Source organism: Lysobacter sp. cf310 (assembly GCF_900114355.1).
In the GTDB taxonomy this organism is placed as follows: domain Bacteria; phylum Pseudomonadota; class Gammaproteobacteria; order Xanthomonadales; family Xanthomonadaceae; genus Lysobacter.
In genome coordinates this window covers 370,987-383,451 of the sequence record NZ_FOSS01000003.1, presented here as the reverse complement: position 1 = coordinate 383,451, position 12,465 = coordinate 370,987, and the positions used below count along the sequence as shown (strand labels likewise).

The 12,465-nt window shown below is 68.3% G+C and carries 7 protein-coding genes; 5 read left to right on the top strand and 2 right to left on the bottom strand.

From position 1 onward, the window contains the following. Nucleotides 1-63: 63 nt before the first annotated feature. The 5 genes from BMZ45_RS13000 to BMZ45_RS12980 all read left to right on the top strand — a co-directional run bounded on the left by BMZ45_RS13000 (nt 64) and on the right by BMZ45_RS12980 (nt 3,396). Nucleotides 64-681 (top strand): ferritin-like domain-containing protein, encoded by a 618-nt coding sequence (locus tag BMZ45_RS13000; RefSeq protein ID WP_091637253.1) that lies wholly within the window; start codon nt 64-66, stop codon nt 679-681. Between the two features lie 157 nt (nt 682-838). Further along, a complete protein-coding gene (locus BMZ45_RS12995; RefSeq protein WP_091636970.1) occupies nt 839-1,981 on the top strand; it encodes a PAS domain S-box protein in 1,143 nt (380 codons plus the stop codon). A gap of 3 nt (nt 1,982-1,984) precedes the next feature. Further along, complete coding sequence (locus tag BMZ45_RS12990; RefSeq protein ID WP_091636969.1) at nt 1,985-2,347, top strand: response regulator; 363 nt, start codon at nt 1,985-1,987, stop codon at nt 2,345-2,347. An 85-nt stretch (nt 2,348-2,432) separates the two neighbouring features. Further along, nucleotides 2,433-2,750, top strand: coding sequence for a hypothetical protein (locus tag BMZ45_RS12985; RefSeq protein ID WP_139215506.1), 318 nt, complete (start codon nt 2,433-2,435; stop codon nt 2,748-2,750). A 184-nt stretch (nt 2,751-2,934) separates the two neighbouring features. Further along, on the top strand, nt 2,935-3,396 hold the full coding sequence (locus BMZ45_RS12980; RefSeq protein ID WP_091636967.1) for a hypothetical protein: 462 nt from the start codon (nt 2,935-2,937) through the stop codon (nt 3,394-3,396). Between the two features lie 126 nt (nt 3,397-3,522). Here the strand turns inward: BMZ45_RS12980 and BMZ45_RS12975 are convergent, their stop codons facing one another. Then, complete coding sequence (locus BMZ45_RS12975; protein WP_217643203.1) at nt 3,523-3,750, bottom strand: hypothetical protein; 228 nt, start codon at nt 3,748-3,750, stop codon at nt 3,523-3,525. Between the two features lie 14 nt (nt 3,751-3,764). Beyond that, entirely contained in the window at nt 3,765-12,443 is an 8,679-nt protein-coding gene (locus BMZ45_RS12970; protein ID WP_254776633.1) for a glycoside hydrolase family 94 protein, read from the bottom strand. Nucleotides 12,444-12,465 lie beyond the last annotated feature (22 nt).

Here is a 12,465-nt window from a genome sequence, read left to right as displayed (position 1 = left end):
ATCGTGCCGCTCCTATGGTCGGGCCTGGGTCTGCGTCGTCCGACGCTCTTTAAGGAGACCCCGATGGCCAAGACAGCACAGGATTCCGTTCAAGTCGAAGAGCTGCTGTATCAGGCGCTCGAAACCGAACTGGGCGGCATTCAGATCTACGAGACGGCCATTCGATGCGCGGTGAACGACGACCTGCGTGCGGAGTGGAGCGAGTACCTGGGACAGACGCGCACCCATCGCAAAGTGCTGATGCACGTGTTCGAATCGCTGGGTCTGGATCCGGATACCGCGACCCCCGGGCGCGCCGTGGTCGCCCACATCGGCAGCTCTCTGGTCAAGGCCATGGAAATGGCGCTGGCGGCCGGCGATGCGCGCGCGGCCGAGTTGGTCGCCGGCGAATGCGTGGTGCTGGCCGAAACCAAGGATCATATGAACTGGGAGCTGATCGGCCACGTCGCCAAGCATGGCAAAGGGCCCGAGGTGGACATCCTGCAGGCCGCGTTCGATGCCGTCGAGCAGGACGAGGATCACCACCTCTATCACACTCAGGGCTGGACTCGCGAACTGTGGATCCAGTCGCTGGGCTTCCCGGCCGTGCTGCCGCCGCCGGAAGAGATCAAGCAGGTCGAGACGGCGATCGGCGCCTCGCGCGCCGAACAGGCGCGCGAGCAGATGTTGAAAAAGAACTAAGGGCCCGTGGTCGCCGAGCCGGGTTCCGATTCGGCGACTCGGGCATGCACGGCCGACCGGCGTAATCGTCGCTCGGTCTCGCTCCACGTGCACGCGCAAGCGATCGTCAATCGATGCACGGCTGGCGTGGACCGCCGCCAACGAACGAGTAGGGGCTATGCACGACAAACGCACCCCCGCCATACACGCCTTCGAGGACGGACAGCAGTTCCGGCTGCTGGTCCAGAGCGTGGTCGACTACGCCATCTACATGCTCGATCCCGACGGCTACATCTGCAACTGGAACGAGGGCGGGCGCCGGATCAAGGGCTACGACGACGAGGAAATCATCGGCCAGCATTTCTCGCGCTTCTACGTGCCTGCCGATCGCGACGCCGGGGAGCCCCAATACGGGCTGCGCATGGCGCGCGAGAACGGACGCTACGAGAAGGAAGGCTGGCGCCTGCGCAAGGACGGTTCGCGCTTCTGGGCCAGCGTGGTGATCGACCCCATCGTGATCGACGGTCAGTTGATCGGCTATGCCAAGGTCACCCGCGACGTCACCGAGCGCCACGAGTCCACGCTGCGGCTGGCGGAGGCGCAGCATGCGCTGTTGCAGGCCAAGAAGATCGAGGCGATCGGCAAGCTCACCCTGGGCCTGTCCCACGATTTCAACAACTTGCTGGGGGTGATCGTCAACAGCCTGGATCTGATCAGCGCCCATCGCGACGATGAGAAGCGCGTAACCCGTTTGGTGGAAGGCGCCTTGCGCGCCGCCGACCGCGGCACGCTGTTGACCCGGCAGCTGCTGAGCTTCGCCCGCGGCCAGGCGCTGGCCCCGGAGGTGCTCGACATCAACGAGCTGGTCCTGGGCATGAAGGACGTGCTGCTGCGCGCCTGCGGCGTCGGCATCGAGATCGATCTGTCCTTGGCGACGGATCTGCCGTCCGTGCGCGTCGACCGGACCCAGCTGGAAGCCGCGCTGCTCAATCTGGTGATCAACAGCCGCGATTCCTTCGCCGACAAGGGCCGCATCACCGTCGCCACCGGCCTGGCCGATCGCCGCCCGCCGGAGATCGAATCTTCGGTCGAGGATTTCGTCTGCGTCTGTGTGGTGGACAACGGCCCCGGCATGAGCGAGGACGTGGTGCAGCAGGCGGTGCAGCCGTTCTTCACCACCAAGGAGGTGGGGCGCGGCAGCGGCCTGGGCCTGAGTCAGGCCCATGGTTTCGCGGCGCAGTCGGGCGGCTATCTGCACATCGACAGCGAACCGGACCAAGGCACGCGCGTGACCATGTACTTTCCGGCCCTGGAGGACTGAGCCATGGCTTCGTCCTGCATTCTGATCGTGGAAGACGACGAGCTGTTGCGCGAAGTGGTGGTGGAGGCGTTGGCGGAGACGCGCTACACCGTATTGTCGGCCAGCAACGGCCCGCAGGCCCTGGACATGATCGACGCTCACGAGGAGATCGATGTGATCTTCAGCGACGTCAGCATGCCGCTGGGCGTGTCGGGCATCGACCTGGCGCACGCCCTGCGCGCGCGCAAACCGCATCTGCGTTTCATACTCGCCTCAGGCTACGCCAAGTCGCAGCTGCCACCCATGCCCGAAGGCGTGCAGTTCCTGCCCAAGCCGTATCGGGTGCTGCAATTGCTGGCGCTACTGGACGCCGAGGAGGACGATTGAGAGCCTTCGGCACCGGCCTTCGCGCGCGGCATGATCGCCTTCGAGCGCGCGCGGATGCGGCCGCCGATTGCTACGATGCGCAACGATGTGCAAACACACTCCTAAATCCATCGCCCGGCGTCTGGACGATCTAGCCGAACGGATGCCGCAATTGGTGGCCGATCATCCCGATGAAGGCGACTTCTGGGCGGCCTACGTGCGCGTCTCCGCCCCCATCGTGCAGGATGCGGGCGCGGTGAGCGAGCAGGCGCTGGAGCACGCGCAGCGGCGCTTGGACGCCTTGCTGGCCGAGCACGACAAGATCGGATCGCTCGCACCCTCGCCGGACGCAGGCTCGGAGACCGTCCCCGATGCGGATTGGTTGAGCCGGATCAGAAAGAAAAAGAAGAAGCGCCTGTTCTAGCGCAATGCGCACGCCTGTGTTTTTCGCGGTCGCGGCCGGCGTCGCGGTGGTCGCTGCGGCTGGTGCGATTCGAGTCTTAACCCTTCATATAACGTTCGGCGCAATTCACGCCTTCGTACCTGCGCGCACGCCTACTGTGGACTTACCGGTGCCGATGGGCGTCGGCCCCACAGGAGTAAGCAAAATGAGCGATGTAAAAAAAGATCATAGCGTCGGCGCGGGCACGGGTGCGGTAGCGGGCGCCATCGCGGGTGCGGCGGTCGGTTCCGCCGGCGGCCCCATCGGCAGCGCAGTCGGCGCGGTCGTCGGCGGCGTGGTAGGCGCCAAAGCCGGCGATTCCATCGCCGAAGCGGTCAACCCGACCGAATACACCGCCTATTTCCAGGGCGAGTACCAGAAGCTGCCGTCCTATGTCGCCGGCCGCGAATGGAGCGATTATGAGCCGGCTTACAAGTACGGCTACGACACCTACGGCGAGTATCGCGGGCAGGCCTACGATGCGGTCGAAAGCGACCTGCAGCGCAAGTGGGACGAGACCCGCCACGCCTCGCGTCTGCCTTGGGACGAGGCCAGGCATGCGGTGCGCGACGGCTGGCATTACATCGAACGCGCGATGCCGGGCGACGCGGACCGAGACGGCCGCTAAGCCGTTGGCGACGGCCAATTAGTGGAGTTGCGGGACCGCCATGCGGTCCCGTTTCCTTTGCTGGGGTGGAAATCGTTCCGGGCTCGCGGCGCTTGAGATCGTGAGTAGGCTCGGCCGTCGAGCGCTTCAAGACGGGGATCCGGTTCGCTCATTCGCGTCGGCGTGCCTGCTCACGCCATGCGCGGCCAGCATCGCGTCGAGACGCCCCAGTACGTGCGGCCTGTCTTCCCAGCCGGCGCGCGCCAGTATCGCCGCGGCCAGCGCGTCGAACTGCGGCCAGAACTGCGCGGGGTGACGCAGCCGCTCCAGCCAGGGCGGGAGCATCTGCGCCAGATGATCCAGTTGCGCATCCAACTGCGCCCGCGCGCTCATGCCGGGGGGCGCGGCCACCGCACTTCGACCTGATGCGCGGCGCCGTCGTCGATCAGCGCGAAGCCGAGATCGGCCTGCTCCACGTCGTCCAGTCGCAGGGTCGCCGGCCCGTCGTCGCATTGCCGTACCCGGATCGAGTAGGCGCTGCTGCCGTGACGGTACTGCAGGCGGTACTCCGGCCAGTCGGCGGGCAGGCAGGGGCGCAAGGTCAGGCGCTCGCCCTGGCGGTGCAGACCCAGCAGGGATTCGGTCAGCAGGCGATACATCCAGCCGGCCGAACCGGTGTACCAGGTCCAGCCGCCGCGGCCCACGTGCGGCGCCACGCCATACACGTCCGCGGCCAGCACGTAGGGCTCGACCTTGTAGCGCGCCACATCCTGCGCGCTGAGCGCGTGGTGAATCGGGTTGATCATGCGCGCCAGCTCCCAGGCCCGCGCGGCATCGCCGCGGTGTGCGAAGGCCATCGCCGCCCATACCGCGGCGTGGGTGTATTGGCCGCCGTTCTCGCGCACGCCGGGCACGTAGCCGCGGATGTAGCCGGGGTCCTTAGCGGTCTTGTCGAACGGAGGATCCAGCAGCTGGATCAGGCCGGCATCGCGACGGACCAGGTGCGCGTCCAGCGCGTCCATGGCCTGGCGCGCGCGCTCGGGATCGGCCGCGTCCGACAGCACCGACCAGCTTTGCGAGATCGAGTCGATCGTGCATTCGTCGCTGGCGGTGGAGCCCAGCGGGGTGCCGTCGTCGAACCAGGCGCGGCGGTACCACTGCCCGTCCCAGGCATGGGCTTCGAGGTTCTCGCGCAGGCGTTGCGCATGCTCGCGGCAATAATCGGCGAAGCTGTGGTCCTCGCGCGCCTGCGCGACCTGTTCGAAGGCCTGCAGGGTTTCGAACAGGAAGAAGCCCAGCCAGACGCTTTCGCCGCGGCCGGCTTCGCCGACCCTATTCATGCCGTCGTTCCAGTCGCCGGTGCCGATCAGGGGCAGGCCGCGCTCGCCCAGCAGGGTGCAGCCACGCTGCAGGGCGACCGCGCAATGCTCGTAGAACGACTGCTGCAGGTAGGACGGCACCGGCAGGTCGTAGTAGGACTCTTCGTCCGGGTTGACCGGGCGCCCCTCGATGAAGCGCACGTTCTCGTCCAGCACGCTGCTGTCGCCGGTGACGGTCAGATAACGGCAGGCCGCCAGCGGCAGCCACAGATAATCGTCCGAACAGCGCGTGCGCACGCCGCGGCCCTGCGGCGGATGCCACCAGTGCAGCACGTCGCCGTGCGGGAACTGGTGGGCGGCGCACAGCAGCAGATGCTCGCGGGTCAGCGCCGGCTTGGCGTGCACGCTGGCCATCACGTCCTGCAGCTGGTCGCGGAAGCCGAACGCGCCGCCGGACTGGTAGTAGCCGCTGCGCGCGACGTAGCGACAGGCCAGGGTCTGGTACAGCAGCCAGCCGTTGGCCAGCGCGTCCACGCTGGGGTCCGGGGTCTGCACCTGCACGGTCGACAACAGCTTGCGCCAATAGATGCGCACGCCGTCGAGCACGTCGTGGGCCCAGCCGACGCCGCGCACCTTGGCCGCCAGCCGCAAGGCCTCGCCGTGGTCCTGGCCCATGCCCAAGCGGAACACCGTCTCGGACTGCTCGCCGGCGGCCAGGGCGATCGGCACCTGGATCGCGGCGCAGGGGTCCAGGCCGACGCCGAGGCGGCCGGACAGGCGTTCGCGCCGCAGCGCCGCGGGTTCGCCCAGGCTGCCGTTGCGGCCGAGGAACTCGGTGCGGTCGGCGGTGTAGCTGCAGCCGTTGGCGTCGGTGTCGAAGAAGGCGACGCGGCCGGCGAACTCGGTGTTGTAGGGATTGCGCGCGGTCAGCACGCCGTTGTCGGCGTTCAGTTCGCTGACCACGTGCATCTGCGATTTGCCGCGCAGATCGCCCAGCACCCATTCCACATAGCCGGTGGCGGACAGCCGGCGCGCGCGGCCGGACAGGTTGCGCAGCTTCAGCACCGAGTACTTCACCGCGTCCTCGACGCCCACGTACACCCACAGCTCGCTGGCGATGCCGTCCTCCAGGTGCTCGTAGACGCTGTAGCCGAAGCCGTGACGGGTGCGGTAGTCGCCGCGCCCGCGGCAGGGCAGCGGCATCGGCGACCACACCTGTCCGCTGTCCTCGTCGCGCAGGTAGAAGGCCTCGCCGGCGCTGTCGGCGACCGGGTCGTTGTGCCAGGGGGTGAGGCGGAACTCGTGCGCGTTTTCGAACCAGGTGTAGCCCGGCGCGCTCTCGCTGACCACGGTGCCGAAGCGGGCGTTGGCCATCACGTTGCACCAGGGCGCCGGCGTCGGCGCGCCTTCGCGCGAGACGATCACGTACTCACGGCCGTCGGCGGAGAACGCGCCGACGCCGTTGTCGAACACGAACTCCTGGGCCACCGCGTCGAACGGCCAGGCGTCGTCGGCCTCGTCCTCGTGCCTGGGCGGCAGGCCGTTGGCTGCGTCCGTGTCCGCGAACGGGCTCAGGTCCGCCGCGCCTTCCGGCAGCAGGGCGGGAATCGCCCGCTCCGGCGGCACGTGGCGGCCGATCTGGGCGGCGAGGGTGCCCTTCTGGTCGTCCACGATCACGCGCGCCACCGATTGCAGCAGGATGCGGTCCTCCTGCGAGATCTGCTGGGCCGGGCGCACGAAGATGCCGCCGGGGCGGTCGAGGATGTTGGCCTCGGGATCGGCGGAGACCATGCCCAGGATCAGATCCTGCAACTGCTGGCGATAGCCGGCCTGGCTCTCGTTCCAGATCACCAGGTCGGCGCGCAGGCCTTTGAGGCGCCAATAGGCGTGGGCCTGCACCATCTGCCGCACCAGTTCGATGTTGTCGGCGTCGGCGATGCGCAGCAGCACGATGGGCAGGTCGCCGGAGATCGCATGGCCCCACAGGCCCGACTGGCCGCGCTGGTTCTGCAGCAGCACGACCGGGTCGGCGCGCAGCAGCGGATGCGCGTACACGATCAAGCCGGCCAGGCGTTCGTACAATTGGGCGTCGGCCTGCGAGGCGTTGATCTGGCGGCGCACCACCTGGCTGTGGGTCCAGGCCAGATCGAACACGCGGTCGGCCAGGCGGCGGTCGCGGTACTTGTCGACCAGTTCAACGCAGGCCTCGCGATCGGCACCGACGCCGGTGACCATGTCGATCATCGCGGTCTGGCCGGGCGCCAGCTCGATCCGGCAGCGGATCGCCACGATCGGGTCCAGTACCGAGCCCTCGGTGTCCGACAAGGCCTCGTCGACCGACAGCGCGCGCGGCGTGCGCGGGGTGTTGCCGCGGCCGAGGAAGCGCGCGCGATCGGTCTCGTAGGAGATCGCTCCGATATCGGCATCGTGCACCGCGACCAGGTGGAACATCCACGGCGGCACCTCGTCGTGCGAACGCGGCCGCCGCGTGCACAGCAGGGCCTGCTTCTGCCGGAGGATCTGCGACTGCACGAACAGATTGCTGAAGGCCGGATGCAGCTCGTCGGCGATGGCGGGGGCCAGCACGACCTCGGCATAGGTGGTGATTTCGATGGTGCGCGTATGCCGGCTGCGATTGCTCAGGCGCAGCCGGCGCAACTCGATGTCGTCCTCGGCCGAAATCGCGATCTCCAGGTGGCTGTCGTAGCCGCGCTTGCGCCCGCGGAACTCGGCCTTGGCGTCGGAGAAAATCGCCTCGTATTGTTCCACCGGCACGCCGGTGGGCTGCAGCGCGGCCGACCAGAACTCGCCGCTGTCGACGTCGCGCAGATAGCAGAAGCTGCCCCAATGGTCGCGGGTGCCGTCCTCGCGCCAGCGCGTGACCGCCATGTCCTGCTGGCGGCTGTAACCGCCGCCGGCGCTGGTCAGCAAGCCGTGATAGCGGCCGTTGGACAGCAGTTGCACCGCCGGCCGGTTGGTGCCGGGATTGCGGAAAATGCGCAGCTGGGTTTCGGTCTCGGTGCTGGTGGCGCGCGCGCCCAGGGTCTCGGCCTCGTGCGGATGGAACACGCCGGTATGCGGGATGCGTTCCTGCAACAGCAGCAAGGTGGCCTGGAATTCGGCGTCGGCGACGAAACGCCGCTGCATGGGCTGGTGGCGCAGCAGGTGGTCCAGCGACAGCAGACCCATGCCCTGGTGATGGGCCATGAACGAGCGCACCACCACGCAGTCCTGTCCGTGCGGCACGCGCGCCGGCGTGTAGTCGATGGCCTCGTAGAGGCCGAAGTCGCCGCCGAAGCCCAGCGCGCTCAACCGCTGCAGATTCTGGCAGGCGGCTTCCGGCGCCACCATCAGCGCCATCATGCTGGCGTAGGGGGCGATCACCAGGTCCTGGCCCAGGCCACGCTTGAGGCCCAGGCCGGGCACGCCGAACGCCCTGTACTGATAGTTCATGCGCGCATCGACGGTGTTGTAGCCGGACTCGGACACGCCCCAAGGCACCGAGCGCTCCATGCCGTGCGCGATTTGCGCTTCCACCGCATGCTGCGAGGTCTGATCGAGCAGGGTGTCCGGATAGCTGGGCATCACCAGCTGCGGCATCAGGTACTCGAACATCGAACCGCTCCACGACAGCAGCGTCGCGTCGCCGTTGACCTCGGTAAGCAGGCGCCCCAGCGCGAACCAGCTTTCCTGCGGCAGCTGGCCCTGGGCGATGGCGACGAAACTGCACAAGCGCGCTTCCGACGCCAGCAGGTCGTAGTAGCCGGCGTCCAGGCGGTGCTCGTCGAGGTTGTAGCCGATCGCCAGCAGATGGCGGGCGCGGTCGTAGAGGAATTCGTATTCCATCAGCGAGAACTGCCCGGCGATATGCGCCAGGCGTTCGAGCTCGTGGATGCGCTCGCGTGCGCGCGCCTGTGCGACGGGATGCGTCGACCGCGTCTGCAGCTCGCGCAGGCTGGGGATGCGGTTGCCGTCGTCGCCGAGGTCGGCCGCCAGCGGCAGCAGGCCGAAATGCTCCAGCTCGGTCAGCGCGCAGCGGCAGGCGGCGACCAGGGCGAGCGCCCAGTGATCCGCGGTCGGGTCTTCGCTCGCGGGCCACAGCGCCAGCATCCGGTCGGCCTGGGCGAGGAGGTTGCTCAAGGCGCGTTCGGCATCGCCCACGCCGACCGGCGCCTGCTCGAGCAGGGGATCGAGCGCGGCGCGCAACTCGGCCAGGACTCGTGCCAAGGCCTCGTCATCGTGTGCGGCCGCGCGATGGGTCTCCTCCAGCACGCCCAGGGTATCGGCGAGGCCGGCGTAGGTGCTGGGCGCCAGCACCGGCGCCTCGATCAAGGCCAGCAGGCCCTGGCGCAAGGTCAGCAGATGGCCGGCGAGATTGCCGCTGTCGACCGTGGAGATGTAGCGCGGCGGCAGCGGCTGCAAGGTTTCGGTGTCGTACCAGTTGTAGAAATGGCCGCGATGGCGCGGCAACGTTTCCAGCGTGTCGAACACCCGGCGCGTGCGTTCCAGCACGCCGCCCGCCTGCAGGTAGCCGAAGTCGTAGGCCGACAGATTGGCCAGCAGCGACAGGCCGATGTTGGTCGGCGAGGTGCGGCGCGCGACCACCAGGGCAGGGTGCTCCTGCACGTTGTCCGGCGGCAGCCAATGGTCTTGCGCACGTACATAGGTCTCGAAGAAACCCCAGGTGCGGCGCGCCAGGCGCCCCAGGAATGCCAACTGGCCAGCCGACAGATCCGCATCGCGTTGCGCGGGCGGATGCCCCAGCCAGGCCATCAGCGCAGGCGACAGCAACCACAGCGCCAGCCAAGGCAAGGCCACCCACAGCGACAGCGGCTGCACGATCGCCAGCAGCGTCGCCGCGGCCACGGCGAACAGCGGCGCCGCGCCCATGCCGCGCAACTCCGCGCTCATGCCGCTGCCCAGGCTGCGTTCGACTTCGCTGGACGGGTTCCACTGCAACAGGTGGCGGCGGCTGATCGCCAGCCGCCACAGCGTGCGGGCGATCGCGCCCAGGTTCAGCAGGGCTTCGTAAGGCAGGCAGGCCAGGGTGACCGCGCTGCGCAGCAATTGCCGCAGGGTGGATTTGCCGACCCGTAGCAGATGCGCTTCCAGCGGCATGTCCACCGGAACCGCGAACGCGTCCAGCGCCGCCGGTACCAGCACCGGCAGCAGCCACAGGCACAGCAGCCAGGCCGTCCAGGCCAGGGGATGCGCGGCGTACAACCAGCCCAGCATCAACAACGCGGTGGCGGCCGCCGGCACCAGGCTGCGGCGCAGGTTGTCGAGCAGTTTGCCGCGCGACAGCCACGACAGCGGATTGCGCTCGTAGCCGCCGTGGGCGCGCGGCACCCAGGGCAGCAGCCAGGGCAGCAGCTGCCAGTCGCCGCGTATCCAGCGGTAGCGCCGCTTCACGTCGGCGGCGTAGCGCGAGGGGTAGTCCTCGAACAGGCGCACGTCGCTGACCAGGCCGGCGCGCGCATAGCAGCCTTCCAGCAGGTCGTGGCTGAGGATGCGATTGTCGGGGAAGCGATCGGCCAGCGCGGCTTCGAACGCGTCCACGTCGTAGATGCCCTTGCCGACGAAGGAGCCTTCGCCGAACAGGTCCTGATACACGTCCGAGACCGTGCGGGTGTAGGGATCGATACCAGGCTCGCTGCCGAACATGCGCGCATAGCGGGTGCTGCGGCGTCCGCTCTGGCTGGTGCCCACGCTGGGCTGGAGGATGCCGTAGCCGCGTACCACCCGGCCCAGGCGCCGATCGTAGCGGGCGCGATTCAAGGGGTGGGCGAGGGTGCCGACGAACTCGCGCGCGGCGTCGCGCGGCAGGCGCGTGTCGCTGTCCAGGGTGATCACGTAGCGCACCTGCGCCAGCACCTCGGTCTCGCCGGTCACCTGCAGGAACTCGTCCTGCGAACGACCGCGCAGCAGGCGGTTCAGCGCCGCCAGCTTGCCGCGCTTGCGCTCGTGGCCCATCCAGCAGCCTTCGCGCGGGTTCCACAGTCGCGCGCGATGGAACAGGAAGAACAGGTCGCCGCTCTCCGGCGCATAGCGGGTATTGAGCAGGCCGATCTGTTGGGCCGCGCGCGCCAGCAGCGCGGCGTCGGCGGGCAGGGTCTGGCTATCGGCATCCAGGAAATCGGTCAACAGGGCGAAGTGCAGATGGCGGTCGCGGTTGGCCAGGAAACGCACCTCCAGGCCCTCCACCAGGCTGTCGACGCCCTCCAGGCTGCCCAGCATGCTGGGCACCACCACCAGGGTACGCGCTTCGGGCGGAATGCCCTTGGAGAAATCCATCCGCGGCAAGGGCCGCGGCGCGACCAGCAAGGTGGCGGCCCAGTTGACCAGGGCGATGCCCAACTCGCTGAAGGCCACCACCGCCAGCGCCAGCAGCAGCCAAAACGGCGCGCCGTCTTGCGGCATGTTCGAAGGCACCGACAGTAGCGCCCAGGCGAACGATCCGGCGATCGCGGCGATCGGGGTCAGGTAGGCCCATAGCGGGATGCGCGCGGGACGCAGGCGTATCGGTCGCAAGCCTGGCGCGGATGCGGTCACCCGCGCCCGGGTCTGCGCCACGCCGTCGTCGACCAGGTAGTAGCCGACGTGGGCGCGGCCGCCATCGGCATTCGTGGCGTAGGCGCCAGCGCGGGCCAGCTCCAGCACGAGGTCGGCCACGTCCGGCTCGCTGGCGCCGCTGAGCCGCGCCATCTTCTCCACTACGTGGCGGTAGCTGTCGCGGGTGCTGAAGTCCATCAGCGCGTAGGTGCCGGCGGGGTCTTCGCGCAAGCGGCGCTCGACCGCGCTCATGCTCTCGACGAATTCGCGCCAATCCATGTTGGCCAGGAAGCGTAGGCTGCCGATGCTGTTGCTGATCGACACCTGGTCGGCGGCCTGCTGCTGGCTTTCCAGATGCACCAGCTCCTCGATGCTGTGGCCGCCGTCGACCACCCATTGCTCCAGCCAGGTGATCGGCATCGAGAACACGGTGCCGCGGCCCTGCAGGCCGCGTGTCAGCTCGGACACGAACGCGCCCGACAGCGGCGGCTGCGAGCGCGCCATGTCGGCGACCACCAGCACCACGTCCTTGGGGCTTTCGGCGGCGGTTTCGTTGAGCAGGTCCGCCCACTCGCTGGCAAGACGATGGTCCGCGCCGTCGCGCATCACCCGCACCGCCATGCGCCGCAGATTGTCGATCAGCGCCAGCCGCAGCATGATCGGAATCGCCCACAGCTCGCCGAGTTTCAGCGGCGTGATGGTCTGGTAGGCGGCGACGAAGCGGCCGATGGTTTCGGCGTCGATGCGGCCGTCGCCGTGGGCGATAGCTTCCAGCGACAGGTCGTATACGCGCGGCAAGCCGCTGGAAGCGCCCTGGCTCAGGGAGGGCAGTTGGCGGCTGTAGCCCTTGGGCAGGTGCCGCCGCGCGGTGTGGATCTGTTCTTCGATCAGGTAGTAGTTGTCCAGCAACCACTCGCCGGCCGGGGTGATGCGCATGTCGTCCTGGACCATGCGCGTGAGCAGCGTATAGGCGTCGTCCAGCAGGCCTTCGTTCTCCTGCAGACGGTCCAGCAACCGCTCCGGTCCCGCGCGCGCGCGCACGTGGTGCTGGCGCGCCAGCGCCTTGCCGTGCAATTCCATCTGTTCGGCATTGAACAACTGCGAACGCAACGGCCCTTCGACTTGCAGCGTGCTCTGCGTGGCTGAACGCCGCCAGCGCCACAAACGCCTGCGCAGGCGCAACCAACGGCTGAACATCCTCCATAACTGAGGCATCGGA

What these genes read in the sequence shown, in the direction of transcription:
- BMZ45_RS13000 (WP_091637253.1), top strand. Translation starts at nt 64, where the DNA reads ATGGCCAAGACAGCACAGGATTCCGTTCAAGTCGAAGAGCTGCTGTAT.
- BMZ45_RS12995 (WP_091636970.1), top strand. Translation starts at nt 839, where the DNA reads ATGCACGACAAACGCACCCCCGCCATACACGCCTTCGAGGACGGACAG.
- BMZ45_RS12990 (WP_091636969.1), top strand. Translation starts at nt 1,985, where the DNA reads ATGGCTTCGTCCTGCATTCTGATCGTGGAAGACGACGAGCTGTTGCGC.
- BMZ45_RS12985 (WP_139215506.1), top strand. Translation starts at nt 2,433, where the DNA reads ATGTGCAAACACACTCCTAAATCCATCGCCCGGCGTCTGGACGATCTA.
- BMZ45_RS12980 (WP_091636967.1), top strand. Translation starts at nt 2,935, where the DNA reads ATGAGCGATGTAAAAAAAGATCATAGCGTCGGCGCGGGCACGGGTGCG.
- BMZ45_RS12970 (WP_254776633.1), bottom strand. Translation starts at nt 12,443, where the DNA reads ATGTTCAGCCGTTGGTTGCGCCTGCGCAGGCGTTTGTGGCGCTGGCGG.